This is a genomic window from Pollutimonas thiosulfatoxidans, assembly GCF_004022565.1.
GTDB lineage: Bacteria > Pseudomonadota > Gammaproteobacteria > Burkholderiales > Burkholderiaceae_B > Pusillimonas_D > Pusillimonas_D thiosulfatoxidans.
Genome location: NZ_CP022987.1, coordinates 1818709 through 1845177, shown reverse-complemented (window position 1 = coordinate 1845177; position 26469 = coordinate 1818709). Strand labels below are relative to the sequence as shown.

Annotated in this window: 27 protein-coding genes; 16 read left to right on the top strand and 11 right to left on the bottom strand. The window is 58.6% G+C overall.

The features are described 5' to 3' along the window. Window positions 1-2 precede the first annotated feature (2 nt). The 11 genes from ccmE to CKA81_RS08815 all read right to left on the bottom strand — a co-directional run bounded on the left by ccmE (window position 3) and on the right by CKA81_RS08815 (window position 9907). Window positions 3-443 carry a cytochrome c maturation protein CcmE gene (ccmE, locus tag CKA81_RS08870; RefSeq protein WP_118994215.1) on the bottom strand — a complete coding sequence of 147 codons (441 nt, stop codon included), beginning with the start codon at window positions 441-443 and terminating at the stop codon, window positions 3-5. Next, window positions 440-622, bottom strand: coding sequence for a heme exporter protein CcmD (locus CKA81_RS08865; RefSeq protein ID WP_118994216.1), 183 nt, complete (start codon window positions 620-622; stop codon window positions 440-442). The genes ccmE and CKA81_RS08865 overlap by 4 nt, the downstream gene beginning before the upstream one ends. Beyond that, window positions 619-1356 carry a heme ABC transporter permease CcmC gene (gene ccmC, locus CKA81_RS08860; protein ID WP_118994217.1) on the bottom strand — a complete coding sequence of 246 codons (738 nt, stop codon included), beginning with the start codon at window positions 1354-1356 and terminating at the stop codon, window positions 619-621. Before ccmC ends, CKA81_RS08865 begins: the two co-directional genes overlap by 4 nt. Window positions 1357-1366: 10 nt before the next feature. Beyond that, window positions 1367-2050: a heme exporter protein CcmB gene (ccmB, locus tag CKA81_RS08855; protein WP_118994218.1), complete on the bottom strand. Its 684-nt coding sequence runs from the start codon at window positions 2048-2050 to the stop codon at window positions 1367-1369. A 4-nt stretch (window positions 2051-2054) separates the two neighbouring features. Then, window positions 2055-2621: a cytochrome c biogenesis heme-transporting ATPase CcmA gene (gene ccmA, locus CKA81_RS08850; RefSeq protein WP_237183383.1), complete on the bottom strand. Its 567-nt coding sequence runs from the start codon at window positions 2619-2621 to the stop codon at window positions 2055-2057. Between the two features lie 439 nt (window positions 2622-3060). Then, on the bottom strand, window positions 3061-3384 hold the full coding sequence (locus CKA81_RS08840) for a thioredoxin family protein (protein ID WP_228255844.1): 324 nt from the start codon (window positions 3382-3384) through the stop codon (window positions 3061-3063). A 48-nt stretch (window positions 3385-3432) separates the two neighbouring features. Then, on the bottom strand, window positions 3433-5688 hold the full coding sequence (locus CKA81_RS08835; protein WP_164878369.1) for a heavy metal translocating P-type ATPase: 2256 nt from the start codon (window positions 5686-5688) through the stop codon (window positions 3433-3435). 7 nt (window positions 5689-5695) lie between these two features. Next, a complete protein-coding gene (locus CKA81_RS08830; RefSeq protein WP_228255686.1) occupies window positions 5696-6802 on the bottom strand; it encodes a c-type cytochrome in 1107 nt (368 codons plus the stop codon). A 15-nt stretch (window positions 6803-6817) separates the two neighbouring features. Further along, the gene (locus CKA81_RS08825) at window positions 6818-7636 is read right to left on the bottom strand and encodes a c-type cytochrome (RefSeq protein ID WP_118994222.1); all 819 of its coding nucleotides are present in this window, start codon (window positions 7634-7636) and stop codon (window positions 6818-6820) included. A 7-nt stretch (window positions 7637-7643) separates the two neighbouring features. Continuing rightward, window positions 7644-8294 (bottom strand): cbb3-type cytochrome c oxidase subunit II, encoded by a 651-nt coding sequence (locus CKA81_RS08820; RefSeq protein ID WP_118994223.1) that lies wholly within the window; start codon window positions 8292-8294, stop codon window positions 7644-7646. Further along, window positions 8291-9907: a cbb3-type cytochrome c oxidase subunit I gene (locus tag CKA81_RS08815; RefSeq protein ID WP_425330941.1), complete on the bottom strand. Its 1617-nt coding sequence runs from the start codon at window positions 9905-9907 to the stop codon at window positions 8291-8293. The genes CKA81_RS08820 and CKA81_RS08815 overlap by 4 nt, the downstream gene beginning before the upstream one ends. Window positions 9908-10122: 215 nt before the next feature. Here CKA81_RS08815 and CKA81_RS08810 point away from each other — a divergent pair, with 215 nt between their 5' ends. The 16 genes from CKA81_RS08810 to CKA81_RS08730 all read left to right on the top strand — a co-directional run bounded on the left by CKA81_RS08810 (window position 10123) and on the right by CKA81_RS08730 (window position 26468). Next, on the top strand, window positions 10123-10800 hold the full coding sequence (locus CKA81_RS08810) for a response regulator (RefSeq protein ID WP_118994224.1): 678 nt from the start codon (window positions 10123-10125) through the stop codon (window positions 10798-10800). Continuing rightward, on the top strand, window positions 10797-12155 hold the full coding sequence (locus tag CKA81_RS08805) for a sensor histidine kinase (RefSeq protein ID WP_118994225.1): 1359 nt from the start codon (window positions 10797-10799) through the stop codon (window positions 12153-12155). The genes CKA81_RS08810 and CKA81_RS08805 overlap by 4 nt, the downstream gene beginning before the upstream one ends. A 76-nt stretch (window positions 12156-12231) precedes the next feature. Next, window positions 12232-14082, top strand: coding sequence for a protein-disulfide reductase DsbD (gene dsbD / locus CKA81_RS08800; RefSeq protein WP_228255685.1), 1851 nt, complete (start codon window positions 12232-12234; stop codon window positions 14080-14082). Next, window positions 14079-14912 (top strand): TlpA disulfide reductase family protein, encoded by an 834-nt coding sequence (locus CKA81_RS08795; protein ID WP_118994227.1) that lies wholly within the window; start codon window positions 14079-14081, stop codon window positions 14910-14912. Before dsbD ends, CKA81_RS08795 begins: the two co-directional genes overlap by 4 nt. After that, the gene (locus CKA81_RS08790; RefSeq protein ID WP_118994228.1) at window positions 14909-15460 is read left to right on the top strand and encodes a TlpA family protein disulfide reductase; all 552 of its coding nucleotides are present in this window, start codon (window positions 14909-14911) and stop codon (window positions 15458-15460) included. The genes CKA81_RS08795 and CKA81_RS08790 overlap by 4 nt, the downstream gene beginning before the upstream one ends. A 35-nt stretch (window positions 15461-15495) precedes the next feature. Further along, complete coding sequence (gene dsbG, locus CKA81_RS08785; protein ID WP_118994229.1) at window positions 15496-16269, top strand: thiol:disulfide interchange protein DsbG; 774 nt, start codon at window positions 15496-15498, stop codon at window positions 16267-16269. 49 nt (window positions 16270-16318) lie between these two features. Beyond that, a complete protein-coding gene (locus CKA81_RS08780) occupies window positions 16319-17122 on the top strand; it encodes a sulfite exporter TauE/SafE family protein (protein ID WP_118994230.1) in 804 nt (267 codons plus the stop codon). A 74-nt stretch (window positions 17123-17196) separates the two neighbouring features. Further along, a complete protein-coding gene (locus CKA81_RS08775) occupies window positions 17197-18564 on the top strand; it encodes a dihydrolipoyl dehydrogenase (protein ID WP_128354954.1) in 1368 nt (455 codons plus the stop codon). A 571-nt stretch (window positions 18565-19135) separates the two neighbouring features. Further along, a complete protein-coding gene (lnt, locus tag CKA81_RS08765) occupies window positions 19136-20734 on the top strand; it encodes an apolipoprotein N-acyltransferase (RefSeq protein WP_118994232.1) in 1599 nt (532 codons plus the stop codon). 97 nt (window positions 20735-20831) lie between these two features. Continuing rightward, on the top strand, window positions 20832-21737 hold the full coding sequence (locus CKA81_RS08760; protein ID WP_118994233.1) for a LysR family transcriptional regulator: 906 nt from the start codon (window positions 20832-20834) through the stop codon (window positions 21735-21737). Window positions 21738-21769: 32 nt separating this feature from the next. Next, window positions 21770-22036, top strand: a complete 267-nt coding sequence (locus CKA81_RS08755) for an EexN family lipoprotein (RefSeq protein ID WP_118994234.1) — start codon at window positions 21770-21772, stop codon at window positions 22034-22036. 233 nt (window positions 22037-22269) lie between these two features. Further along, window positions 22270-24285 carry a conjugal transfer protein TraG gene (locus CKA81_RS08750; RefSeq protein WP_118994235.1) on the top strand — a complete coding sequence of 672 codons (2016 nt, stop codon included), beginning with the start codon at window positions 22270-22272 and terminating at the stop codon, window positions 24283-24285. Next, window positions 24282-24746 (top strand): ribbon-helix-helix protein, CopG family, encoded by a 465-nt coding sequence (locus tag CKA81_RS08745; RefSeq protein WP_118994236.1) that lies wholly within the window; start codon window positions 24282-24284, stop codon window positions 24744-24746. Before CKA81_RS08750 ends, CKA81_RS08745 begins: the two co-directional genes overlap by 4 nt. Then, on the top strand, window positions 24743-25813 hold the full coding sequence (gene trbB / locus CKA81_RS08740; RefSeq protein WP_118994237.1) for a P-type conjugative transfer ATPase TrbB: 1071 nt from the start codon (window positions 24743-24745) through the stop codon (window positions 25811-25813). The genes CKA81_RS08745 and trbB overlap by 4 nt, the downstream gene beginning before the upstream one ends. Continuing rightward, a complete protein-coding gene (locus CKA81_RS08735) occupies window positions 25810-26187 on the top strand; it encodes a TrbC/VirB2 family protein (protein ID WP_118994238.1) in 378 nt (125 codons plus the stop codon). Before trbB ends, CKA81_RS08735 begins: the two co-directional genes overlap by 4 nt. After that, window positions 26184-26468, top strand: coding sequence for a VirB3 family type IV secretion system protein (locus CKA81_RS08730; protein ID WP_118994239.1), 285 nt, complete (start codon window positions 26184-26186; stop codon window positions 26466-26468). The genes CKA81_RS08735 and CKA81_RS08730 overlap by 4 nt, the downstream gene beginning before the upstream one ends. The last annotated feature ends 1 nt before the right edge of the window (window position 26469 follow it).

Here is a 26469-nt window from a genome sequence, read left to right as displayed (position 1 = left end):
GATCATGGCCTCCCTGCATTGGTGGCTTTCTCGGCTTCGTTCAAGGCGTGCTGAGCTTCGGGAGGCATGTAGTTTTCATCATGCTTTGCCAGTACCTCCTGGGCCAGGAACCGGCCGCCAAGCTCAAGCCTGCCTTGCACCACTACGCCCTTGCCTTCGCTGAAGAGGTCAGGGAGTATGCCCGTGTAGCTGACGGGTACCGTCTTGGCGTTGTCGGTCACGACGAACTGCACGGTTAGGCCGTCACGCCGTACGCTGCCCGCTTGCACGATCCCCCCGACGCGGAAGAGGCGTTCCTGGGGAGCTTCGCCCGCATTGACCTGCGTAGGCGTAAAGAAGAACACAAGATTATTCTGGAATGCATTGAGGACGAGCGCCGTCGCAATGGCGATGGCGGCCAGCCCGCCTCCAATGAGCAAGCTGCGTTGATGGCGCTTCTTCATTGGACTGCCTTTTTTTGCATGCGCTGCTCGCGAACTGCTTGCAGCAGCGCTGATCTACGGCGCCGTCCAAGAAGCATCTGTTCGGCGCACACAGCGATGATGGACATTCCCATGGCGCCCCATACGTATGCACCATAGCCGCCCATGGCCAGGAATTCAGTTGGACTTGACCATGTCATTCTTGCATCTCCTTCAATTCGTTCAGCCACCCGGCATGGCGCTCGCGCTCCAGAATGATGCAGCGCATACGTCTTAGTGCGGTGGCGATGGTGTACGCCCATGCGGCCAGGGCCATGAGCAGCATGCCGGCCAGCATGATCGTTGCCATGGACGGAGCGCGTGTCAGCGAGACCGAGGCCCCCTGATGCAGGGTGCTCCACCACTGGACCGAGAAATAGATAATCGGAATGTTCACCACGCCGACAAGAGCCAGCACGGCAGCGGCCTTGTCGCCGCGTCGAGGGTCGTCCACGGCCGACTGGAGCGCAATGAAGGCCATGTACAAGAAGAACAGAATCAGTTCTGAGGTCAGGCGCGCATCCCACACCCACCAGGCTCCCCACATGGGCTTGCCCCACAAGGCGCCGGTCCATAGGGAGAGAAAGGTGAACATGGCGCCGGTGGGGGCCAGGGCCGATGCCATCATGGCCGACAGGCGGCTGTTGAGAACCAGCCCCACTGCGGCCCAGAAAGCCATCACCAAATAGATGAACATCGACATCCATGAGGCGGGCACATGCACGAAGATAATGCGGTATCCCTCGCCTTGCTGGGCGTCGGTGGGCGCCATGAAGAAACCTGCGTATAACCCCGCCGCAGTCAACAGGACGGAGGCTGCGCCAAACCACGGGATCAGGCGCCCAGCAAGCGGATAAAACGTTCTTGGCGATGCGTATTTGAACCAGTTGATCATCTGTTTTTCATTACTCCAGCGCAATCTTCAGCGCGGCAGCCGTCGCCCAAGGAGCAAAAAACGCGGCCAGCACCAACATCGCTCCCAGCAGCGAAATATTCGCGCCTGTGCGTGCCCCGCCGGTGGCGACGTCAACAGCGGCCGTGCCAAAAATCAACACCGGTACGTAAAGCGGCAAAATCAGCAGTGTCAGCAGCACGCTGTTGCTGCGCAAGCCCAATGTCAGGCTGGCTCCAATCGCTCCAAGCAGGCTCAGCACCGGGGTGCCGAGCAATAACGAGGCTGTCAGCGCGTATAGAGATGAAGGCGGCAAGTCGAATTGCAGTGCCAAAAATGGCGCCAGCAATGTCAGCGGCAGGCCGGTCAATAGCCAGTACGCGACGACTTTGCCCAATATCAGTACGCCCAACGGAGCGGGGGACAGGAGCAGTTGCTCCAGGGTCCCGTCCAGATAATCCCGTTCAAACAGGCGATTCAACGAGATCAAGGTGGCCAGCAATGCGGCAATCCAGAGAATGCCGGGTGCAATCTGTCTGAGTATGTCTCGTTCAGCGCCAACGCCCAATGGAATCAAGCTGACCACGATGACAAAGAACGAAAGCGAAGTCAGGACTTCGGACTTGCAACGCATGGCGACTTTTAAATCATGTTTGATCACTCCATGGAAAGAAGCCAGCCCCAGGGGCGCACTCATGTGCTTATCCGCATGTGATGTGATACGTCGCATGCTTCAGTTTCATCTCATGATGCGTCGTGACAGCGGCTATTCCGCCACGGCACAGGTGCCGGTCTATCGTTTCCGTCACCCATTGGGCGGCTTTGCTGTCCAAGGCGGCCAGAGGTTCGTCCAATACCCACAAAGGGCGTTTTTGCAGTACTAATCTAGCCAAGCTCACTCGACGCTTCTGTCCTTCAGACAAGAGCCGCGTCGGCAGATTTTCCTTGCCTTGCAATCCGACCTGATGCAATGCCGTGTGTATCGCACTTACGCTGGACGGTTCATTCGCCAGGGTCAAGGCAAACTGCAGGTTTTCCTCTGCATCTAGCTCTTCCTTCAGTCCTGGGAGGTGGCCTGCGTAAATGAGCTGACATCGGTATTCTTCATCCAGAGAGTCGATCTTGCGCCCGTGCCAGTACAGTGCGCCAGCAGCGGGGGCTGCCAGCCCCACAAGTGTGCGTAGCAGACTCGTTTTTCCACTACCGTTGTCGCCATGAATCACCAGACACTCTCCGGCCTTGAGATGAAAACTCAGGCCGTTGAACAAGCTGCGATCACCGCGTACACATTCTAGGTTGAGAGCTTTGAACAACTTCACCTCAATTTATGGGATTACTCCCAATCGGTAAAAGCGCAGGTTGCATGTGTTGATTCACTCACACTGCTCAGCGCATTCGTATGGGTAATGACCCGTTCGATTGGGCCAATCATTACACACGATACGCCAACCCGATTAAGTCAATATTAAAGGCGCAGTGGCCGTATGTAACTCCGGTTTCAACCTTTGGGTCGCGCTGATGAACAACTCCGGTCCCTCCAAGCGGTGAGCATCGCCTAGTCAATTATGGACTTCTGTAGTAGTCATCAACTGACCACCTTGCTCTAAGCAGTAATGACCACGAGCCTAAGATTGGTACGTGCAGCATGGATGGCGGCGGCCCATCCCGCAGGATCTGAACCGAGGATAATGAGTGAGCGGTGCGTGCTCACTCGATCAATCCAAGTGTTGCTTGACGAAATTGTTCAATTGCGTTTTTCCAATCGCTCCTGCCGTTCGATCCGCGAGTGAGCCGTTCTTGAATGCTAGGACTGCCGGTATGTTCTGAACCCCCGAAGCGATGTGTCAATGCCAGCGCATGATCAACGTTGATCTCACCGAAGTGGGCGTCTTTGGCCATGTCATTGGAGGTTTGCTTGACCGGGGGCGACATGGCCCGGCACGGTCCACACCATTTAGCCCAGAAGCGCACAACGTGCACGCCGGATAGGCCTATGGTGGTGTCAAAACTCTCGGAGGTTAGTTCTCTGATTATGATTAAGTTTCCGGGCGAGAGGGATGAAAGATTTGGCGGTGCTGCTTAATGAGCAGCAGCCAAGCCGTCGGACTGAAATGGACGAGCAGAATTGCCGAGGACCGTCATGCTGCTTAGAAGCATGGCGACGGCGGCCGCACCGGGGGTAACGCCGATATGCAAGAACAACGCAACGATTGCAACGTTGTAGATGATCGAGAAAAAGAGGTTTTGACGGATTCGCCGCATGATGTGGCGGGCCATTTGACGTGCCAGGACCACTTGGCTCATGCCGCCTCGCGTGATCACCACGCCTGAGGCCGTGACGGCGATGGCATTTGCACCAGTGACGGCCACACCGCAGCCGGCCGCAGCAAGGACCAGCGTGTCGTTGATGCCGTCGCCGACAAAAACAGTGTCATGCCCATGTTTCTGAAGGATTGCGACTTTGTCGTCCGGCTTGCTGGCTGCGTGAACGTGCTTCGGCGCAAAGCCAAGTTTTTCACCCACCCAGTTTGCCGCCATGGCGTGATCGCCCGTTACCAGCAGAGTTCGACAGCCTTCTTTACGCAGGAAGTTCAAGGACTTCAGCGAATCGGCCCGGATATTGTCTTGCAGTTCGATTTTGCCTTCCCATCGTCCGTTACGAGAAATGTGCGCTGTGGCGCTTGGTGCTGGGCCTGTTGCGGGATCAGCGGCTGCTTCCTCCTTCTCGGTGCAGCGCACGCCCTGCCGCTCCAGCCACTTGACGGCTCCGATCAGCCATGTCGCCCCATCGGGCGCGATATAACGTACGCCGGCCGGATGCCGCTCCACAAGGGGCGTCAGCGGCAGATCTTCGATTCCACGAGAACGAGCATGCTGGACGATGGCGTTGGCCACAGGATGGGCAACGCCTGTTTCCGCGTTCGCGACGACTCGTAGGAGATCGTCGGGCGCCAGGTGCTCGCTTGTCATGCGCGCCACTGTCAATTGCCCCGTCGTGAGCGTTCCCGTCTTGTCAAACGCAAATGTGCGGCCTCGCGCCAGGGCTTCGACACTGGCGGGATCCCTGAACAGGATGCCGGCGCGCGAAGCGCGAGCACTGCCTGCCGAGAATGCCAGCGGCAGGGCAAGCCCGACGGCGCAGGGGCAAGCCGCGACGAGTACCGAGAGCGAGGCTAGTAATGCGTGGTCGACGGCCATACCCATCCATAGGTGGCGCATGAGCGCAAGCAGCGATATCGCGCCAGCCACTGGAAGTAGCCATCGGGCAAATTGTTCGGCGAGTTTCGACATCGAGGACTTCGCGCCGAACAGCTCATGCATGCGCAGACCCAGTTTATCGGCATATCTTTCGCCTTGAGATTTTTCCACCCGCAGCACTAACGGGGCCTGCAGATTCACCATGCCGGCATGCAGGTACTCGCCGGCGCTGCGCTCCAGCGGCAGAGATTCTCCCGTCAGCAAAGACGTGTCTACCTGCGACGCGCCCTTTTCTATGAGCCCGTCGACAGGTATGCGTTCGCCAGCGAGCACGTAAACTAGTGAGCCCGTCTGGACCGACTCCAGCGCAACGATTTTTTTATTTCCGTCAGGCTGGATGATGCGTGCCGTTTCCGGCATGAGCTGGCGCAGGGCGTCGATCGCTACCATGCTGTGCTTGCGTGCCTGGATCTCGATCAGCCGCCCCACCAACAGGAATGTGATAAGCATCGTGGCGGCATCGACGTATACGGCGGGCGAATTTCGAGTGAGGTTCCATAGCGACAGCAATAAGGAGCCCCAGACGCCCAGCGATATGAGGGCATCCATGCCGGGAACTCCGGCTCGCACTGTTTTCCAGCCCGCCCGATAAAAATCGAGGCCACTGTATAGAACCACCGGCAGGCTGAAAATGGTTGCGGTCCAGCCTACCAGCAAGGCATCGATACCGGCCACGGCCTCGATGCCAAAGTAAAGCATCCAGGATCCCAGCATGCTCCACATGCCGAAGAAGGCGGCAACGATCAACTGCAGCCGTATCCGCGATGCTTGTTTTTCCAGGGATAGGTTCACCTCGTTGTCGTCCAGCAGCGGCGACATTTCGTAGCCTAGGCCCTGCACCCGATCAAAAAGCTTTTGAAAATCGAAGCGCGCCGGTTCCCACCGAACTAAGGCGGAGCCGGAGGTGAAATTTACGTTGCTCTCCAGCACTCCCGGCGCTTTATCGATGACGCGCTGCACCGCCATGGCGCAACTGGCGCAGAACATGCCGCGCACGGAAAAAATCATGCGTCCGGCGGGGCGCAGCGACTCTAGGTCCAATGTGTTGGCTGCGGCGGCCGTTGTCGTCGACTGCATGGCGTGATCAGTCCTCTTGTTCCGTACCCCCGCCGACGACCTTCCCGTTGACTGCCTTGCCGTAGAAGCTTTCCTCCCCATCATGGAATTCGACGCGCGCCTCTTCGAGGGTGCCGGTCTGACGGGGATCCTTGGGGCGTTCATGGCTGTCGACGAAAGCTGCAACGTCCCAAGCTTCCTGGTCGGTCAGCGAGAATGGCTTGCCCAGCGGCATGTTGGCCTTGATGAAGCCGGCGGCCGTATCGATACGCGCCATGCCCGCGCCCCAGTTGTAGGAGTTCGGGCCCCAGAGCGGGGGAAACACCACACCGCTGTCGGGATCTCGCTGGCCCTGGCCATCCGCGCCATGGCACAGGGCGCAGTTCTGCGCGTAGACTGTCTGTCCGCGCATCACGTCGTAGTCTTCTTCGGGTTTCTTGAGCTTGGGATAGCCTGAGCCAGGTAACTTTTCTCCCGTGGACGCACCATCGGCCATCCAATAGAAGTAGGTTGTCAAGTCGCGGTAGATATCGCTCCCGGCTGGTGGAGGCTGGCCCGATGGTGAGCCCTGTGCATTCATTGAGTACGTGAAACAGCCCTTGATGCGGTCCTCGATGGTACTGATTGACTTTGTCTTGCTTCGGTACGCTGGATAACGCACATAGGCGCCCCACATGGGAGCTGAATTTTCTCGGCGTCCGGCATCAAGGTGGCAATTGACGCAAGCGAGCGTATTGCCGACGTGCTCGGACACCATGGTCGACGTTTCCATGAAGATGGCGCGGCCTCGCTTGACGGCATCGCCGTAGGGACTGTCAGGAATACTGTTTTCCGATGGAGGTGAGTAATAGCCATCGGCACCGACTGGCATGCCGGCTGTGGGCGCAGCCCTGTCTGCTTGGTGTGTCTTGCGGTCGGACTCCATGGCTTCACGTGTGTAGACCTGGCTGCCGATCTGGGTAATGCCGCCTTTCTCGGAAGTGAAAGAGAACGACATCAGGCCGCTGTCATGAATCAGGTAGCCGGCGCCGAACAACAGGATGCCCAGTCCCGCGCTCCAGGCTAACCGCCGGGCGCCTGACATCCGCTTGCGTATGCCCGGCTCCGGCCGGTTAGAGGAATGGTTTTGTGTCATCTTGGCTCTCTATGCTTACTTGACAGTGTCGTCGCGGTCTCCCGGCAAGGACGCCGCATAATTGGATACCGCATACAGATCCTGGTAGGACAGTCGGCTCGCGATGTCGTCCATTAAGGATTGCGGTGAGTTGTGCCGGTGACCACCTTTCCAGGCGGCCAACTGGCCGAACAAGTATTCGGGCTGTTGCGCAGCCAGGGGCGGGAAGGAGACACCCACGCCTTGTCCCTGGTCTCCGTGGCAACTGACGCATGCAGGCACGTCCAGTTTCCAGTCACCTTTTTCGAACAGCAGGCGGCCTCTCTCCATGTCGGCATCGGAGTGCGGCAGCATCAACTGGGGGACGGGCAGGTTCGCATAGTAGGCCGTCACTTCCGCAATATCGTGAGCCGATAGTTCGCGCGCCACGTAGTGCATGGATTCGTTAATGCGCTCGTCGGAAGCGAAGTCGCGCAGCTGCTTGGCCAGGTATTCCTTTGAAAGGCCGGCAAGACGGGGGGTGTTGCCGGCACCCTCGCCCTGATCGCCATGGCAGGATGCGCAGCTCCACACGCTACCTCGGCCGGCATGGACCAGCTCGGGTGCATCCTGCGTCGCGATGGGAGTAGGCACTGCGGGCGTCACCGGCGCGACCGGGCCACTGGCGACCGTATCGGGCGAGCCGGAGTCCGTCCATGGAGCCAGGTCGCTTAGATAGATGCCGACGCCGGCCAGCGCCAAGGCGATGAGCACCGCCAGCAGGAAAATGGGAATCGGGCGGGGCGGCTCCCAAGGTTCGAATGTGGGATCGATGTCGTCGACACGGGGCGTTGTCGAGTGGTGATTAGTTTTCATGGCGTTCCTAACCCGCATGCCCGTCTGCCGCTGTTTCCGGACGGTGGTCATATCCGCGGTCCCTCTTCTGCAATTCCTCGTGGCTGGCCGGATAGGTGCGATCCAGGCTGAGCAGGTATTCGACGAGATCCAGCGCTTCTTTGCGAGCCACGACCACCCGGCCGCCCGGCGGCTGGAACTGGGCGGGCAGGCGCACCACGACGTCGTCCTGCGCAGCTTCATCCTTCACGTCGAACATATAGGGATATGAAGGCATGATGCTCCAATCGAAGATGGCGCGCGGCTGGTACAGGTGCGTCAGATGCCAATCGCGGCTTTTCAGGCGGGCGCCGACGTTGAGCAGGTCGGGGCCGGTACGCATGGTGCCCAGCAGGTGGGGCGTGTCGTAGAAATAGTCTCCCGGCGTCGAGGCGCGGCCCCAGCCGCGGGCGCCGTCGAATAGCGTTTGGCCTGTGGAGCGGGGCTGCTGGCTGTGGCAGTAGATACAACCGTTGGCGACGTACTGCTGGCGTCCGAACAACTGCTGCTCGGTGTAGGGCTGGAGCTGCGCCGGCGGCTGCGATGTGCGAAGCTGCCAGGCGGGCAGAATCACCAGCATCAGTGTGGCGAGCAGCAAGACGCCAATTGCGCCAATGAGAAGTGGCAAAAGTTTGTTCATGACGCTTTCACAGGAGCGAACGTATCGACGGAATTGGTGCTCGATTCTTTTTTCAGCAGCAGCAAGGCGAAATGTGCGGCAAAGACGAAGTGGCCCAAGGTCATCAACGTGCCGCCGATGGATCGGCCTTCAAGATAAGGAATCATCGATCGGGTGATTTCGGCAAAGCTCGATCCCGGATCCATCAACCCCATGCCTTGCAGGACGCCAGCGATGGTCAGGGAGACGAAGTAGATCGTGAATCCGACCACCACCAGCCAAAAATGCGTTTGCACCAGTTTCGGGTAGGGCCAGCGCCGGCCAACGATGTGCGGCATCATGTAATAGAGAGTGCCAAACAGCACAAGCGAAACGAAGCCATAGGCGCCCAGGTGTGCGTGCCCGACGGTGTAATGGGTGAAGTGAGTGATCGAGTTGACCGAACGTATTGCCTCGATTGAGCCCTGAAAGGAAGAGAGGGTGTACATCAGCGCGCCGATCCATACGAACCGGAGCGACATTGACTGCTTGAACGCCCACATGTTGGTGGCGACAGTGACGTGCTGGTTGATCGCAACGGCGATTACCGGGACAAACATCATGATGCTATGGACAACAGACAGCGTCACCGCCCAGGTCGGGATCGGTCCGCCCATCAGGTGGTGGATGCCGACCTGGCTGTAGAACAACGCCAGGCTCCAAAAACCGAGGAGCGAGACGTTGTATGAATACACCGGTTTGCCGATGATCTTGGGAATAATGTAGTAGGCCATGCCAACGCCCATGGGCGTCAGCCACAATCCCAGCACGTTATGGGCGAACCACCAATTCACTGTCGCCTGCTGAGCGCCCACGTGCAGGCCGGGTATGTTCGCCACCAGGAACAAGAAGGGAAACCACACCATGCCGGCTAAGAAATACCAGCCAGACACATAGATGTGACGTGATTTCCGCCGTGCAGCAGTCTCAATCGCAGGCCAGGCAAGGAAGAAACCGCCCAATGCAAGCACCAAGTCGATTTGCCATGGGAATTCCAGCCACTCAATGCCATCGGACCAGCCGTTAGCGACGGCGATGGTCCCACCCAGAACACCCAGCGTCCAAAGAAAGGCCCCAAGATAGGCCATATTGGGCCGTCGAAGGGGCGTGTGGAAGATTCGTGGCAACAGCCATAAAGCCACGCCGATGCCTGTGACCGAAAGCCAGCCATAGGCAACGATATTCAGATGTAGTGTGCGTGCACGGCCAAAAGTGATCTGCGCAACATCCGCGAGCCAATCTGGCCAGTGCAGCTTCAAGGATGCAATGACGCCGAATGTTGAGCCTATCAGTAGCCAGAGAATGCCAGCCGTGATCAGAACCAGAACTGGGCCCTTCCCGGCGCGATCGATGCCAGCGCGCAATACGTCGAAGTGATGTGATTCGTCCTCGTTCTGTTTACCAAAAGAGGAGCTGTCGTCGGGATGGCCGAGCTCTCCTTCCATGAAAATCGTGGAAGCCTCGGCTTTACCCACGAATATCAACTTATTGGCAACAGCCCAGACGAGAATGCCCAGCGCCACCAATGAAGCGACAAAGCTTGTCGCTAGCAAGGTTCCCAGTATAGGTGTCATAGCATACGTGTCCGCTTCCATAGGGGCTGCATCCGGTAGAGTCGTATCCGGTGCTGCCTCAGGAGATACGTGGCAATCCAGATTAAATACAGCCAAATTGGAGACACAATAAGTTGCCAGAATTAAGGCAGCATTAAGAGGTGATGCGAGGGTGAGCAAAGCTTGAAAGACTGTTAAGATTTTTGCTTGATTGAGAGTTCAGAAGGTTTCCGGCGCTTGTACGCAAGGATAATGAAATGCATATTTTGCTCGTAGAAGATGATCTCCTCGTCGCGAGCGGTATTGTGGCGGGACTGAGATTGCATGGCTTGACGATCGACCACGTGAGCACGGCTAACTTGGCGGATGCTGCATTGGCGACGTCATACTTTGATGTATGCATCCTTGATCTTGGGCTGCCAGACGAAGATGGAATGGCATTGCTGCGCCGTTGGCGCGAAGAAGGTCGTGATCTTCCCGTTCTCGTATTGACGGCACGTGACGCGCTCAGCCATCGTGTGGAGGGACTACTTGGAGGGGCTGATGATTACCTGGTCAAACCTTTCGAGTTGGATGAGTTGCAGGCACGGTTGCACGTACTGACGCGCCGGGTCGCGGGCCGCAACACCGACTGCATGAATCACGGGGAACTGAAGTTCTGTTCGTCGACAGGCCGAGTATGGCTAGCCGATGAGCCGGTAGCGCTGGCACGTCGCGAGTTGTCATTATTGCGCGCCTTGCTGCAGAATCCCCAGGCCATCCTTAGTACAGAGCAGCTTTGCGATAGCGTCTATGGTTATGAGCAGAACGTGGAAAGCAATGCGATCAACGTACATATTTATCATTTGCGCCGCAAGCTCGGAAATAATATTGTCGAAACAGTGCGTGGACTCGGTTATAGGCTTGGTTCAGCCGAGAAGGTAGTGGGAACATGAGTCTGCGCTTGCGCCTTTTGCTGTATATCGGTATTTCGCTGACTGCGCTTTGGACTTTGGTGGCGACCTGGATGTTCATTGACGCCCGTCAGTCGTTAGGCCAGGCATTGGACAACCGTCTGGCGGCGTCCGCACGAATGGTTGCCGGGCTGGTTTCCCAATTTCCCGAACCTCAAGATATTGCCGCAATGGGTGATAAGCCATTGGACGTCGTCGCCCGAGATGGGGTGGCGTGCGAAGTAAGCCTCGTGCGCGGTGAAGTCGTGATTGAAACCGTGGCACGTACGGCAGGCAGTCCGGAACTGATGCATGCTGATCCAGGCTTCAGTACCTATATATACGGTAATAAGCGATGGCGTACCTATGTACTGCGGCAGGGCGACGTTCAGATCGCTACCGCCGACAGCATCGACGTCAGAGAGGCATTGGTCAAAGAGTTGATCCTTTCGGCAGGGGTGCCGTTCGTTGTCGCTTTGTTTGGCACCCTGATCGTGCTGTGGTTGGGCATTACCCGTGGACTGGCGCCCGTGGAGCGTATTCGTAGCCTTCTGGCACGGCGCCGGCCCGGCGACGATAGTCCATTGCCTGAGGTGAAGGCCCCTGTAGAGTTACAGCCGCTCCTGCATACGATCGAGCAACTTTTGGAGAGACTGCAGGACGCAATCGTGCGAGAGCGCCGATTCACCGATAGCGCGGCGCACGAATTGCGTACTCCCCTTACCGGTGTGAAAACACACATTCAAGTGGCGAAGCTTGCGTTGCAACGGCGAGATGAAAAAGCCACCATGGAAGCAGCCCTCACCAGCGCAGACCAAGGGGTACAGCAGCTGCAGAATATCCTTCAGCGTTTGCTTGATCTGGCGCGGTTAGAAGGCCATTCTGTCGCGAAGGAGGTTAGCGATCCGATTGAGGCTGCATCCATTGCAATTGAGGCATTGAAGCCAATGTACGGTGATTCTATAGGTAGGATATCGGTGCAAGGGGCTGACAACTCGCGACCGGTACGCGCCGCCCGACCACTTCTAGTTGGGGCAATTCAAAACCTAATTGATAATGCAATACGCTACGCGCCCACCGACACTCCCATTACGATTCGCTTGGAGCCGCAAAGCAATGGCACCATGCACATTAGTGTGCTGGACGAAGGCGCTGGCCTGAATGCGCAAGAGCGGGCTCAAGCAGTTAATCGGTTTTGGCGTGGAGACCCAAAAATACCCGGCTACGGACTAGGCCTATCTATTGTGAACGCGATTGCACGTCGACATGCGGGCGCATTTGAGCTTCTGGAACGGGATGGCGGCGGGCTGGAAGCACGACTTACGCTTCCAGTAGCGGGCGATACTACGCTTTCTTGAGTTTTCTGCGAAGCCTTAAGCTTCCCTTAATCCTGCAGGTGCATGATTCACCTAAGTTTACCTGCAGGAGTTCAGCTTGTCTGTCTATCGGATTGCCCGTGCGGCTCTCGTACTGTTTTGTTTTGCCGTTGGAAGTGCCTGGGCAGGCAATGGTCTGTTTTCGTCGGCCACGGAGCCCGAATTTCTTGAAGCCTCAGACGTATTCAAGGTAGAGGAGGTGAGGCAGCAAGGCGGAGAGTATATAGTCGAAGGGCAGATTGCCGACGGCTATTATGTCTACCGCCACTCGTTGAAGCTGGTCGACGACAACGAGAATGCTGTTGATCTGGCTCTCCCTGCTGGAACGCCCCGGCATGACGAGTTTTTTGGCGATACCGTCATCTACACCGGCGATACGGCCCGTCTGCGCTTCCCGGCGGCTGTAACCGGCCCACTGACACTGCATTGGCAAGGCTGTGCAGAAGACGGTATCTGCTATCCACCGCAGACGATGCATATCAGCGCGCCAGCAGCGACAGCGGTAGCTGACGGTCAGGCTGTCGAGCAACCGCCTCAGGCATCGGAACCTGAATCAGTCTCGGAGCGCGGGCCTGATTCGGCCGGCATGCCTTCGGGCGCCAGTGTTGGCGAGGATCAGGCGGCTGCTCAGCGACTTGCTGCGCTGGGGCCTATTGCCGGCACGCTGCTGTTTTTCGGATTCGGCCTATTGTTGGCTTTTACGCCCTGCACTTTGCCGATGATTCCCATCGTTTCCACCATGGTCGTTGGTAGCCAGGCCAAGCCGCGTCGGGCTTTCGTTTTGTCGTCGTCATACGTCCTGGCGATGGCGGGTACCTACGCTGCAGTGGGGGTGGCGGCTGGACTGGTGGGTGCCAATTTACAAGCCACGCTGCAGTCGCCTTGGTTGCTCAGCGCCTTCGCGGCGCTCTTTCTCATTCTGGCCAGTTCGCTATTCGGTCTGTTCGAGTTGCGCTTGCCATCCGCTGTGACGAATCGCCTCCAGGCAGCGGGGCCTGCTCGTTCGGGGGGGAGTATCACCGGTGCGGCGGTGTTGGGTTTTCTGTCGGCGCTTTTGGTTGGTCCGTGCATGACGGCTCCCTTGGCGGGTGCGCTGTTGTACATCGGGCAGACGGGCAGTGCGATCCAAGGGGGGCTGGCTTTGTTTGCGCTGGGTTTGGGTATGGGCCTGCCATTGTTGGCCATTGCTGTGTTCGGCGCCCGTGTGCTGCCCAAGCCCGGTGCGTGGATGGATCGGGTGCGCGTCGCCTTCGGCTATGTCATGGTTGGCATGGCAGTGATGATGCTGACGCGTTTTCTGACCGGAACGACGAGTCTGTTGCTCTGGGGGGCCTGGATGCTGCTGGTGGCGGTGGGGCTCGTCGCTTGGGCGCAAGCCGTTACGAATAGGCAGCGGTTGGCGTGGAGCTTGCGTTCGGCGGCGGCGTTCGTCGGTCTGTGGTCTGTCCTGATGCTCGTGGGCGCCGCTTCAGGGGGTGACGCCGCCTTGCAGCCCCTGGCGCATCTGCGCGGCGCGCCCGCTGCGGCCACGCCAACCGCCGAGGTCAGTTATATCCAGGCGAAATCGGTGGCCGACGTGGATGCTCGCCTGGCGGAAGGCGCCGCGCGCGGCCAGTGGACCTTGATTGATTTCTACGCCGACTGGTGCGTCAGCTGCCATGTAATCGAGCGCAATGTATTCGGCGATCCCGCGGTTGCGGCGCAGCTGGCGCGTATGCAGGTCGTGCGGCCAGACGTGACGCGTAATGACGCTACAGATAAGGAACTGCTCAAACACTGGGGCGTCATGGGGCCGCCCACGCTCATACTGGTGGGGCCGGATGGTACGGAACGGCGGGATCTGCGTGTGGTGGGTGAGATCGGTGCGCGCGAGTTTCAGGACCGCCTGGACGCGGCGGGGGTGTCATGAGCGGCATTGGTCCATTTCCTATACAGGTCGTCACGGTTATTGCCGCCGTACTGCTGGCTTGGCTGACAGCACGAATTGTCGGTCGGAGGACGCCTGATGTGTCTTACAAAGCCGCCGGATCAATGATTCTTGACGCCGTGTTTTGGGGGCTCTTGACGGCACGCTTGGCATACATTGCGCAGTGGTGGGAGGAGTACTCGGCCACACCCAGATCCATGATCGCCATCGGCGATGGTGGATTTGTCTGGTGGGTTGGCGTGCTGGTGGTCGTTGCTTACATCTGGCGGCGAACCCGGTCCGCTCAGATCTTGCGCGTCCCCGTGATGGCGGGCGTCATGGTCGGCGTCGCCGCATGGGCCCTCGCGGGCGGGGTGCTCGCTTTATTGCTGCGCGCCGCGCCGCCTTTGCCGGACCTGCAACTGGCGACGCTGGACGAACATCCCGTTTCGCTGAGCGAGTATGCGGGGCGCCCCATCGTGCTCAATCTTTGGGCGAGCTGGTGTCCGCCATGCCGACGCGAGATGCCGGTGTTTGAACAGGCTCAGACCGATTTTCCGGATGTGGCCTTCGTGTTGGTCAACCAAGGGGAAAGCGCGCAGCAGGCGCAGGCTTTTCTTGAAAGTGAGGGTTTGAGCTTGACGGATGTTTTACTTGACCCCGCTTCCGAGGCCATGCGCACAATGAACTCGCGTGGCTTGCCCACCACCTTGTTTTTCGATGCGCAAGGCCGTCAGGTGGACATGCATTTGGGCGAGATCACCATGCCCAGCCTCAAGGACAAGATGCTGCGTCGTTTTGACCTATCCTCCGGCTCGGGAGCCGAAAAATGATAACCAAGCTTACACCGGCTTTACGCCTGCTCATTCTTGTTGTCGTCACCCTCATGCTGATGGCGGGCTGCAATCAGGCAGACAACGCAGAAAACTCCTCAACAGCACTGGGATTGGAAGCTGACAAGCTGGCGCAGCAGGCCGCGCTGTCTTTGCCGGACTTGCAGTTAATGACGCTGGAGGAGCGTCCCGCCCACTTGAGTTCGTATGTGGGAGTGCCGGTCGTGCTCAATCTTTGGGCGACCTGGTGCCCACCATGCCGGCGCGAGATGCCGGTGCTCGAGCAGGCCCAGGCGGCATTTCCCGATGTAGCCTTCGTCTTGATCAATCAGGGGGAAAGCGCGCAACAGGCTAAAGCGTTTCTTCGTAGCGAAGGTCTGAATTTGAAGGATGTTCTGCTCGATCCATCGTCCAAGGCGATGCAGGAAATGCGGACGGGTGGCTTGCCCACTACCTTCCTTTTCGATGCACAAGGACGCATGGTGGACTTGCATTTAGGCGAGATCACGATGAGTGATCTCAAAGACAAGATATCACGCCATTTTTGACCATTCATTTAACCCAGTACGGATAAGGAACGACTATGTTTGCACCGCGGGTGCTTTTCGCTTTCATGACTGCGGCGCCTCTCATTCTGATGCCCAGCGGAGGCCTGGCCCAAGTCACGGATAAACCGCCAGTTATCGACGCGTTGGAAGACCAAGGTGTCATCTTCAAGCAGGAGTTCGAGGCCGGTAAAGGCGTGCGCGCCTTCGCCGGTGTTCTCGGCGACAGCCCCGTCGCGGTCTACGTCCTGGCCGATGGTAATGCCGTTGCGGGCACGCGCCTGAATGCCAAGGGCGAACCGATTGACCAAGCGACACTGCAGAGCCTGGTTGCCAAGCCAATCAGCGACCAGGCGTGGGCGCAGCTGGAGTCGGCCACGTGGGTGCTGGATGGCAAGGCAGACGCGCCGCGTATCGTCTATGCCTTCACCGATGCAAATTGTCCCTATTGCCATTTGTTCTGGGAGGCCGCGCGTCCGTGGGTTGATGCCGGAAAGGTCCAGTTGCGCCACCTGTTAGTCGGCGTCATCAAAGAGGACAGCCCGGCCAAAGCGGCGGCGATTCTTGGCGCAGCCGATCCTTCAGCCGCGTTGCGAGAGAATGAAGTCAAGTTCGACCAGGGCGGTATTACGCCCGCCAAGAGCGTACCGGACGATGTACAGCGGACGCTCGAAGATAATCAGATGCTCATGCTTTCGATGGGATTTCGAGGAACCCCTGGCATCATCGTTCAGGACGATAAAGGGTTGATCCAGAAGTACAACGGCATGCCGCAACAGGGCGCGTTGACCGAAGTGTTGGGTCCGCGCTGATGGATCATCTGAGTACAGACGTACGGAATTATGTGTCAAGGCAGGGGGCATGATGCTTAGTGGCGGGCTGCTTGGGCTTGTAATCGGCGCTGTCTTAGGACTCACTGGGGCTGGAGGCGGTATCTTTGCCGTACCGGCACTGGTGTTTGGCCTGGGTATGGATATGCGTGCGGCTGCTCCTATGGCACTCATGGCCGTTGGTTCCGCAGCGATGCTTGGTGCATTGCAAGGGCTGCGCCAAGGCCTTGTTCGGTACAAAGCCGCGATTGTCTTGGCGACAGCGGGTACCATTACTGCGCCACTCGGCATCAGGCTGGCTCACTGGCTTCCTTCCCGGTGGCTGAACTTGATCTTTGTCGCCGTCATGCTTGTGGTCGCCTACCGCATGTTCATGTCTTCACGCGGTGTTCAAAACGATGGCGAGTTGCCCCTGATGCAATCTGGGATTTGCAAAGTATCCAAGGAGACCGGACGCTTCATCTGGAACCCACGCACCGTCACAACGCTGGGCGGTATCGGAGTGGTCTCGGGCCTTTTTACCGGCATGTTGGGCATCGGCGGTGGATTCATCATCGTCCCCGCGCTGGGGTACTTCAGCGAACTTCGCATGCACAGCATCGTCGCAACATCTCTGTTGGTGATTGCACTGCTATCTGTAGTCACCGTCTTCATTGCGTCAGAACAAGGTCTTTCACTTACTGCTGCAACTTGGGCATTCTCGGCCGCCGCACTCGCAGGCATGGCGGGCGCTCGCTTGCTGGTGCCGAAGATTTCCTCAATGGTATTACAGCGAATTTTTGCCATCGCCTGCGTTGTGGTGGCGGCCATGATGCTCACGCGCAATATCGGCTAACGGTTCTTAGACAGGCGCGCTGTTGCGAACATGCTTCAACGCCCATTTCTTTAATTATGGATAAAGGGAGTTCAATGCCCAACCGGAAAATCGATGTCGCCATTATTGGCGCAGGCACTGCGGGAATCACAGCATTCCATGCGATAAAAGCTGCAGGCAAGCAAGTGGCTCTCATTGATCGAGGGCCACTGGGCACGACGTGTGCCCGCGTCGGATGTATGCCGTCGAAAGCTGCGTTGCATGCGGGTATGCGCTGGAAGACCGTAAAGCAATTGCCAGATGGCGCTGTGCTCTTCCCGCGAGGACGACAAGCTTTGTGGAAGCATGCTCGCGAGACACGGGACATGTTGGCCAACGGGGCAGCGGAGCGTACGCGCAATGCGGCAAAAGATAGTCTGATTCTGGCCGAAGCAAGCTTCATTGAACCTGGCGTCTTGCAGATAGGATCGGAGTGTCTCGAAGCCGATGCCTTTATTGTCGCTACCGGTTCTAGCCCTGTTGTGCCCAAAGCACTTGAAAGTGTTGCGACTAGAATCCTGACAACCGATACCCTTTTCGACCAGGAGTCTCTGCCGAAACGATTGGGAATTCTTGGCATGGGAGCGGTTGGCCTTGAGCTGGGTTTGGCGCTCGCTCGTCTAGACGTAGAAGTAATAGGAGCCGATCAGCGCCATACTATCGGTGGTATTCAAGATCCCATGGTTCAGGAGCGGGCCATTTCAGCATTCATAAGCGAGCTGCCGATGTGGCTGGGAGACTCGGTGGAAATCCACCTGGCGGGCGAAGGGGTACTCATGCGTACGAGTGAGCATAGTGCCGTTGTGGACCGCCTTCTGGTCGTCACAGGACGGGCTCCCAATACTGCTGCACTGAATCTGTCGGTTGCGGGAATTTCGCTGGATGATCAAGGTAGGCCATCTATTGACCCCGTTACCATGCAGGCCTCAGATGTGCCGATTTTCTTTGCCGGCGACGTGCAACCCGACCGAGCTTTGATGCACGAGGCAGCGGATGAAGGACTAATGGCGGCGCAGGCCGCATTGTCCTACTTGCGCGATGAGCAGCGGCCAAGTACTTCACGCCGAGTGCCGATGTCGATCTTGTTTACGGACCCGGATGTTTGCACTGTAGGGGTGTCCTACGATGCCGCGATGCAGCAGGGCGCGATCATAGGGTTGGCCGAAGGCAGTGGCAATGGTCGCTCCAAGATACTGGGTGCACAAGATAACCTGCTGCGAGTTTATGCCGAGCCGGATACGGGCATTTTGCTTGGCGCCAGCATGCTGCTGACTCGAGGTGAACATATAGCGCACCTGCTCGCATGGGCGATTCAGGCGAAGCAAACCGTCAATGAGCTACTGACCATGCCGTACTACCATCCCTCCATCGAGGAGATGTTGCAGAGCGCTTTGAAATCGGCGTCCCAGCAAATCGGTACTTAAAGTGACCCACATTCATAGGAGCCGCTTATGACTGTCCATGCCCGTTCGATTTCTAGCTTTATTCTAGGATTAGTTTTTGCAATCCATATATAGCGTGGCCCTCGAGCCGCCACTGCTCGATTTAATGTCCTAATTATGATGAACAGTATGCAGCAAGATAATGAACTGAAAGTTGTGTTTCACGCACCGACGTCTGAGGCGCTTCAGCGGGCGCGCAGCAACGCGATGAACTTGAGACGGGAGGATCCTGGAGCAGATGTGTGTATCGTCATTAATGCTGAGGCGGTTGCCGAAGCCTTGGATGAGGCGCATCCAGATGCGGATGAGTTCACATGGGTGTGTCCGAATACTCTTGCTCGAATCAATAGGGAGAATCGACAGCCGCTTCGCTTACTGGATAGAGCCGCAGTCCTTGAGCTTGTTCGCCTACAACAAAGCGGTTGGGCATACATTCGGTCGTAATAGCTTGTCCATCTGGCATAGCGTGTTCCCAAGCATAAAGTCAGCCTCTTTCCCGGTCGGGTATTTGCGTTCCGCTACGGTGTTGACCCTGTCTGGTGGCGTACACGCAATGACATTCGCGATAGGCCCGCTGCCTTCCTGGTCGTTGGCGATTGTACAGATCGCATCTTTGGCGGTGCTTGTGCGTGTCGTTGGCGATGCCAAGTCGCTTAAACAAGCTGCCATACGAGGTTGGTGGTTCGGCGCGGTGAGCTTCGGAGTCGGTTTGTACTGGCTCTTTATTAGCATGAATCACTATGGAGGTCTTTCCGCTACGCTGGCTGCTGCTGGTGTAATTGCGTTATCGGCCTTTCTGGCTTTATTTACCGGTATAGCATGTGCAATTTTTTCTTGGCTGCGGCCACCGTCTTTACGCACAGCGCCCCTAATGGGTGCTTTGGCTTGGTCGGGAGCATGGGCAAGTATGGAGTGGCTGCGCGCTGTGGCCTTTTCCGGGTTCCCATGGCTGAATATCGGCTACGCTCATGTTGATAGCCCGCTGGCAGGATGGGCGACAGTCCTGGGCGTGCATGGTACCGCGCTGTCAGCTGCGTTCGTAGCGGCTGCACTGGCCGCTCTTTGTTCGTCTCCTACTTCTTTGCGCCGGCCTGCCATTTTCACGCTGTCTGCGCTGGTAGTCGTCGTCGGCGTGGGCGAGCTTTTGACTCATGTCGAATGGGCTTCGGCCGAAGGTAAGCCATTGAATATTCGGCTAGTTCAAGGAAATATTAAGCAGTCTCAGAAGTTTGATCCGGCATTGCTTGAACTGGGCATTGCCAGGCACTTGCAGCTTGCGACGAAACCGCCTCTTCCTGACGAACCAGTTCCCGATCTAATCGTGCTGCCTGAGACCGTACTACCAGTATTCCAGGACCAGCTCGAAGCCCATGTCTGGAAAGCGTGGCGCGACGTTGCCGAGCGCCAGCACAGTACGATTGCTATGGGGGCGCCTCTTCGAATCGCACAAACGAACGGAGAGTTTCGGTATACCAATAGTGCAATTGGTTTTGACGCTAGTACGCCGGTGCAGCAGTTGATAGAAGGCACGATGCCGCAGCGATATGATAAGCGCCACTTGGTACCATGGGGCGAATATGTACCACCGGGCTTTGAGTGGTTCGTGCAGATGCTCGACATACCCATGGGCGAGTTCGACCGCGGTCCTATCCGACAGACTCCGTTCACGGTAGGCGAGCAGCAACTGGCCTTCAACATTTGCTATGAGGACGTTTTCGGGCCGGAAATTCTACCGGCGTTACTCGCGAGCTCCGGCAGCGACGAAGGTGCGAGCGTTATCGTCAACATAAGCAATCTCGGCTGGTTCGGTGATACGTGGGCACTTCGCCAGCATCTACAAATCGGCCGGTTGCGCAGCATTGAGACTGCTCGACCTATGGTGACTTCCACCAACACCGGCATTACGGCATCTATTGATCCGCATGGCCGTGTTCTGGCCGCATTGCCCCCACACCGCTCTGGCGTGCTGCCGGTCACGGTGCAAGGTATGACGGGCCTAACCCCGTATACCCGCTTCGGCGATAGCCCCGTGCTGATGTTGGTAGCGGTATTTCTGGTGATTGCTGTCCGATGTCGTTATAGCCGTCGCTTGTCGAGCATGTGGCACTCGAATGCGCTGCAGTCCAGCAGCGGAAGTAACGGAGGCATTTGAGAAACCGGTCATCGATGGTGGGGAAAACACCTCTAACGAGCTACGGCATTTGCTAAGTGCTCGTGGGATCAGGTCAAGCTAATTAATGGAGAGTGCGGTGGAACTGCGTCATCTGCGTTGCTTTCTAGCGGTTGCTGAAGAGCTCCATTTTGCACGCGCCGCGGAGCGGCTCCACATCGAGCAGTCACCCCTGTCGCGCGCTATCAAAGAACTAGAAGATGAGTTGGGTGTTGTGTTATTCGCTCGAACTACACGAAGCACTCGACTGACCCGGGCGGGGCTGCTGTTCTTGGAGCATGCACAACGAGTCTTCGTCTCCTTAGAGCAAGCCAGAGACAGTGTCAAAGCGGCGGCCAATGGCTTCTACGGTCAATTGCGCTTCGCGTTATCCGATGGCATTACTCCATTACGCTTACCGGCCTTGTTAGCGCTCTGCCGCCAGGAGGAGCCTCAAGTTGAAATCCGCCTATTCGAGGTGCCTGTGTCGCAGCAGCTCAAAGGGCTGCAAGAAGACTTGTACGATGTGGGGCTTGCACAATCCAATGAGGTTGGAGATGGCATAGTTGCCGAACCGGTATGGAGCGACCCGCTGATGGTAGCCGTGCCGGCGAGACATCCGTTGCTGAGTTATAAGCGAATTCCTTTGAGTGAAGTCCTGCGGTATCCACTTGTGCTGTGTGATCCTTTGGCATGTGAAGGGTTCTCCCGTCAAATAGACCGGGTGTTGCGGCAGGCCGAAGTAGAGCCTCTAATCGCAGAGCGAGTTGCATCTTACGACCTGATGATGGCATTGGTGTCGGCGGGTTTTGCACTTAGCCTAGCTAGCGCCCCACATATTGCTGCAAGCCGGGAGCCAGGTATAGTGGCACGGCCGCTAGCGGGCCGCCCGCCGATGTTGATGACGTACCTGCTGCGTCGGGATGATGATGTTTCTGATGAGTTGTCCCGCTTTATCAAGCGCGTGCAGGCTATTGACATACTCCGTCAGTTCAAGCCGATGTAATCTGAAGTCGACTCTAAGGAGCAGATAGAGCCATGAAACGAGTCACCCTTATTCTTCTGGTAGCCACACTAAGCGGTTGCGGCCAATCAGAAATACCCGAACAGAAACCGGATGTCGCGACTGTAGAGGAGTTGGCTGCCGACCCGACGACGTTAAAAGAGCTACGCGAGCAGTGCAAAACAGATCGTACCAATATGGGAGATCTACTGTGTGACCGGGTGGCTCAAGCAACGCGCCAGCGCTTCTACGGTGACGGCACTGTACCTTACACCCCATCGGATACGCCACCCAAGTTCTGATTTGTCGGCATTTTCTGACAAATCCCGTTTTTCTTTGCCAACACGCCGCAGCGCGCCCACGCCTGCGGCTTTTTTCTTGTATTCGCTCCTATATGAATTGATGCTTTTTTCGTCAGCATTGTCCCGATAAGAGTCTTTGACCTGCACTGGCCCGGCACCGATCCTCATATGGCAGGCACACCCACGTGCCGCCTTTTTGAGGAATCAGCGCAGGAGACATCGGAGGCCAGGCTATGCAAGGGACGAACGTGCTGTTCGGGCAGATCGCCGTCGTATTCGGCATCGTGATCGCCGGAGTGTGGAGTGCCACACAATGGACAGCCGCCGCCCTGGGCTATCAGCTACGCCTGGGTTCGCCCTGGTTCGATGTCTACGGCACGCCGATCTATCTCCCTTGGAAACTGTTCGAGTGGTGGTTCTTCTTCGACGCCTATGCCTCCGAGGTTTTCAATATCGGTGGTCTGATCGCGGGCGGCAGCGGCCTGATTGCCGTGGTGGTTGCCATCGGCATGTCGATCTGGCGCTCGCGCCAGGCACGGATGGTCACCACCTACGGTTCAGCTCGCTGGGCCGAGACGAGCGACATCCGTGAAGCCGGACTGACCCAACCCGTTGGCGTTTTCCTCGGTCAGCACGAGGGGCAGTACCTGCGCCACGAAGGACCGGAGCATGTGCTGGCCTTCGCGCCCACGCGCTCGGGCAAAGGCGTGGGCCTGGTGGTGCCCACCTTACTCGCCTGGCCGGCGTCGGCCGTCATTCACGACATCAAGGGCGAGAACTGGCAGATCACGGCCGGGTGGCGCGCGCGCTTCTCGCACTGCCTGTTGTTCAACCCCACAGATAGCCAATCCGCAGGGTACAACCCGCTGCTGGAAGTACGGCGCGGCGCGCATGAAGTGCGCGATGTGCAGAATATCGCGGACATCTTGGTCGATCCCGAAGGTGCGCTGGAGCGCCGCAACCATTGGGAGAAAACCAGTCATGCGCTGCTGGTGGGCGCCATCCTGCATGTGCTCTATGCGGGCGAAGACAAGACGCTACGCGGCGTGGCGAACTTTCTGTCCGACCCGGCCTGCCCGTTCGAGCTGACCTTGCATCGGATGATGACGACCCCGCACCTGGGCACGGATGGGGATGAAGGCAGACCGCATCCGGTGGTGGCCTCCGCCGCGCGTGAAGTGCTCAACAAGTCGGATAACGAACGCTCGGGCGTGCTGTCCACCGCGATGTCGTTCCTCGGCCTGTACCGCGACCCCACGGTGGCCGAAGTCACTTCACGCTGCGACTGGCGCATTGCCGACCTGATCGCTGCCGACCATCCCGTGTCGCTCTATCTGGTGGTGCCGCCGTCCGACATCAGCCGCACCAAGCCGCTGATTCGCCTGATTCTCAATCAGATCGGGCGGCGGCTGACGGAATCGCTGGACGGTTCCGACGGCATCGCTCGCCGCCACAAGCTGCTGCTGATGCTCGATGAGTTCCCGGCCCTGGGCCGCCTGGACTTCTTCGAGACGGCGCTGGCCTTCATGGCCGGTTACGGCATCCGCAGCTTCCTGATCTCGCAGTCGCTCAACCAGATCGACAAGGCTTACGGCCAGAACCATTCCATTCTGGATAACTGCCATGTGCGCGTGACCTTCGCCACGAACGACGAGCGTACCGCCAAGCGGATTTCCGAAACTTTGGGTACGGCCACCGAACTGCGCGCCCAGCGTAACTATGCGGGCCACCGGCTCGCACCCTGGTTGGGGCACCTGATGGTGTCGCGCCAGGAAACAGCGCGGCCGCTATTGACCCCCGGCGAAGTCATGCAGCTTCCTCCCGATGAGGCGGTGGTGATGGTTTCCAGCGTGGCGCCGATCAAGGCTAAGAAGCTGCGCTACTACCTGGATGCCAATTTCAAGCATCGCGTGCTGGCGCCGCCGGTACTTGCCGCCGGGCGCTATGCGGATGCACCGCCGGCCCGTCCCGATGATTGGAGCGGTCTGTCGATTCCGGCTGTTCCCGTTGCGCCCGCCTCGGCGGGTGGCGATGGCATGGCGGGCGTGGCCGATGACGGCGGCCCGCGCCATCGGCCCGAGCTAGACGAAGCCGCCACCTACAGCCCGCAGCCAGAGTACCCCGCCAGCGACCTGGCGCTGCTCGATGACGACGATCTGGCGCCTGTTCTTCCCAGCCAGCTTGATCCGGCCATGCAGCGCGTGGCGCGGCTGGCTGTCCTCGACCCTGATGACGGAATCCAGTTATGAGCCGATATCGCCTGAATCTCTTCATCCACCCTGAACACGCCAAGCGCCTGGACGAGCTGGCCGCCAAGAAAGGGGTGTCCAAATCGTCCATCGTCGCCGCCGCCTTGGCTTCGTGGCTCTCGCCCGATGCCGGCGACCAGCGCGAAGCGGCGATGGCCAAGCGCCTGGATCGCCTGTCACGCCAGTTCGAGCGCTTGGAGCGTGACCAGAATATCCAGATCGAAACGCTGGCGCTGTTCGTGCGCTACTACCTGACGGTCAGCACGCCGGTGCCCGAAGCCCATCAGGATGCGGCCCGTGCGCAGGGCAAGGCGCGCTTTGAGCAATTCGTCGAACAGCTTGGCCGCCACCTGCTGCGCGGTCGCAGCCTGGTGCGCGACGTGGTGGATGAGTTGCACCCCGAGCCGATACGTATGGACGACGCGCCAGCGCATTTCGAAGCGCAGGAGCGTGTCTCATGACTATCGCGCCGCAGTCCTTGCATGAACCTCGTTCGTCCGCGTCCACATCGCTGGACCGCCGCATCCAGATGCTGCGCACAGCAATGGGGCCGCTGATCGCCGCCGCGCTGGAAGACCCGGACGTGGTGGAAATCATGCTCAACCCCGACCGCAGCCTGTGGATGGATCGGCTCTCTACGGGCCGCACGCCGTTGGGCGTCGAGCTGTCCGAAGCCGATGGCGAGCGCATCATCCGGCTGGTCGCGACGCACGTTGGCGCGGAAGTGCATCGCGGCCAGCCGCTCTTGAGCGCTGAACTGCCCGAAACAGGCGAGCGCTTCGAGGGCATCTTGCCGCCCGCCGCACCCGGCCCGGCTTTTGCGCTACGCAAGCGGGCGGTGAGCATCCTCAGCCTGGATCGCTATGTGGCCGACGGCATCGTCACCGCTGATCAGGCCGGGTTTCTGCGGCTTGCGGTACGTGAGCGGCAGAACATCCTGATCGCCGGCGGCACCAGCACCGGCAAGACCACGCTTGCCAACGCCTTGTTGGCCGAGATCGCCGCCACGGGCGACCGCGTACTGGTGCTGGAAGACACCATTGAACTGCAATGCGCGGCCCGTGACCACGTGCCACTGCGCACCCGCGCCGGGGTCGTGTCGATGCAGGAGCTGGTGCGCGCCACCATGCGTCTGCGCCCCGACCGCGTGGTGGTTGGCGAAGTGCGCGGCGGCGAAGCCCTGGATCTCATCAAGGTCTGGGGCACCGGCCATCCCGGCGGTATCGCCACCATCCATGCTGGCTCCGCCTTGGGTGCGCTGCTGCGCCTGGAGCAACTGATTCTGGAAGTCGCGGTGAACCCGCCGCGTGCGCTCATCGCCGAGGCGGTCAACGTCGTGATCCACATCGCCGGACGGGGCCGTAAGCGCCGCGTCGAAAGCATTGCCCGTGTCATGGGTTTCGATGCGGCGGGCTATCGCCTGGGGGATGCGCTGGAGACGCCGCTTTCTGCACCGTCACCTATTTCCGATGCCGCACCCGCTGCGGCGATCTTCCCATCCCCTGATTCCGTTGGAGAACTGCCATGACGCCTGCTGATGTATTTCGTATTTCCGTGATTCCGCTTTCTACTATGAACCGCCTGCGTCTGCTTGTCCGGCCTGCCGCGCAAGGGTTGCTGCTGGCCATGATGTTGATGCTCCTGGCCGGCGCAGCACACGCCGCTGGTTCCTCCATGCCCTGGGAAGGGCCGCTGCAATCCATTCTGGAGTCCATTCAAGGGCCGGTGGCGCGCATTGTGGCGGTCATCATCATTATCGCCACGGGGCTGGCGCTCGCCTTTGGTGACACCAGCGGAGGCTTTCGCAAACTGATTCAAATTGTCTTTGGTCTGTCCATCGCGTTCGCCGCATCTTCGTTCTTCCTGTCGTTCTTTTCGTTCTCGGGCGGGGCCGTCGTATGAGTGTCGACACCAAAGGCGCATCGAGCTTCGCGTCCGGCTTTGAAATTCCGCTGCATCGCTCGCTGACCGAACCCATCCTGCTGGGCGGCGCACCGCGCACCGTGGCCATTGCCAACGGCACGCTGGCGGCTGCCGTGGGGCTGGGTCTGCAATTGTGGATACCGGGCGTCGTGCTGTGGATCGTCGGCCACTCTCTGGCGGTCTGGGGCGCGCGGCTGGACCCGCAGTTCATGCAGGTGTTCGCGCGCCACATTAAGCACAAATCGTTGCTGGACGTATAAG

What these genes read in the sequence shown, in the direction of transcription:
- ccmE (WP_118994215.1), bottom strand. Translation starts at nt 443, where the DNA reads ATGAAGAAGCGCCATCAACGCAGCTTGCTCATTGGAGGCGGGCTGGCC.
- CKA81_RS08865 (WP_118994216.1), bottom strand. Translation starts at nt 622, where the DNA reads ATGACATGGTCAAGTCCAACTGAATTCCTGGCCATGGGCGGCTATGGT.
- ccmC (WP_118994217.1), bottom strand. Translation starts at nt 1,356, where the DNA reads ATGATCAACTGGTTCAAATACGCATCGCCAAGAACGTTTTATCCGCTT.
- ccmB (WP_118994218.1), bottom strand. Translation starts at nt 2,050, where the DNA reads ATGAGTGCGCCCCTGGGGCTGGCTTCTTTCCATGGAGTGATCAAACAT.
- CKA81_RS08835 (WP_164878369.1), bottom strand. Translation starts at nt 5,688, where the DNA reads ATGCAGTCGACGACAACGGCCGCCGCAGCCAACACATTGGACCTAGAG.
- CKA81_RS08830 (WP_228255686.1), bottom strand. Translation starts at nt 6,802, where the DNA reads ATGACACAAAACCATTCCTCTAACCGGCCGGAGCCGGGCATACGCAAG.
- CKA81_RS08825 (WP_118994222.1), bottom strand. Translation starts at nt 7,636, where the DNA reads ATGAAAACTAATCACCACTCGACAACGCCCCGTGTCGACGACATCGAT.
- CKA81_RS08820 (WP_118994223.1), bottom strand. Translation starts at nt 8,294, where the DNA reads ATGAACAAACTTTTGCCACTTCTCATTGGCGCAATTGGCGTCTTGCTG.
- CKA81_RS08815 (WP_425330941.1), bottom strand. Translation starts at nt 9,907, where the DNA reads ATGGAAGCGGACACGTATGCTATGACACCTATACTGGGAACCTTGCTA.
- CKA81_RS08810 (WP_118994224.1), top strand. Translation starts at nt 10,123, where the DNA reads ATGCATATTTTGCTCGTAGAAGATGATCTCCTCGTCGCGAGCGGTATT.
- CKA81_RS08805 (WP_118994225.1), top strand. Translation starts at nt 10,797, where the DNA reads ATGAGTCTGCGCTTGCGCCTTTTGCTGTATATCGGTATTTCGCTGACT.
- CKA81_RS08795 (WP_118994227.1), top strand. Translation starts at nt 14,079, where the DNA reads ATGAGCGGCATTGGTCCATTTCCTATACAGGTCGTCACGGTTATTGCC.
- CKA81_RS08790 (WP_118994228.1), top strand. Translation starts at nt 14,909, where the DNA reads ATGATAACCAAGCTTACACCGGCTTTACGCCTGCTCATTCTTGTTGTC.
- dsbG (WP_118994229.1), top strand. Translation starts at nt 15,496, where the DNA reads ATGTTTGCACCGCGGGTGCTTTTCGCTTTCATGACTGCGGCGCCTCTC.
- CKA81_RS08780 (WP_118994230.1), top strand. Translation starts at nt 16,319, where the DNA reads ATGATGCTTAGTGGCGGGCTGCTTGGGCTTGTAATCGGCGCTGTCTTA.
- CKA81_RS08775 (WP_128354954.1), top strand. Translation starts at nt 17,197, where the DNA reads ATGCCCAACCGGAAAATCGATGTCGCCATTATTGGCGCAGGCACTGCG.
- lnt (WP_118994232.1), top strand. Translation starts at nt 19,136, where the DNA reads ATGACATTCGCGATAGGCCCGCTGCCTTCCTGGTCGTTGGCGATTGTA.
- CKA81_RS08755 (WP_118994234.1), top strand. Translation starts at nt 21,770, where the DNA reads ATGAAACGAGTCACCCTTATTCTTCTGGTAGCCACACTAAGCGGTTGC.
- CKA81_RS08750 (WP_118994235.1), top strand. Translation starts at nt 22,270, where the DNA reads ATGCAAGGGACGAACGTGCTGTTCGGGCAGATCGCCGTCGTATTCGGC.
- CKA81_RS08745 (WP_118994236.1), top strand. Translation starts at nt 24,282, where the DNA reads ATGAGCCGATATCGCCTGAATCTCTTCATCCACCCTGAACACGCCAAG.
- trbB (WP_118994237.1), top strand. Translation starts at nt 24,743, where the DNA reads ATGACTATCGCGCCGCAGTCCTTGCATGAACCTCGTTCGTCCGCGTCC.
- CKA81_RS08735 (WP_118994238.1), top strand. Translation starts at nt 25,810, where the DNA reads ATGACGCCTGCTGATGTATTTCGTATTTCCGTGATTCCGCTTTCTACT.
- CKA81_RS08730 (WP_118994239.1), top strand. Translation starts at nt 26,184, where the DNA reads ATGAGTGTCGACACCAAAGGCGCATCGAGCTTCGCGTCCGGCTTTGAA.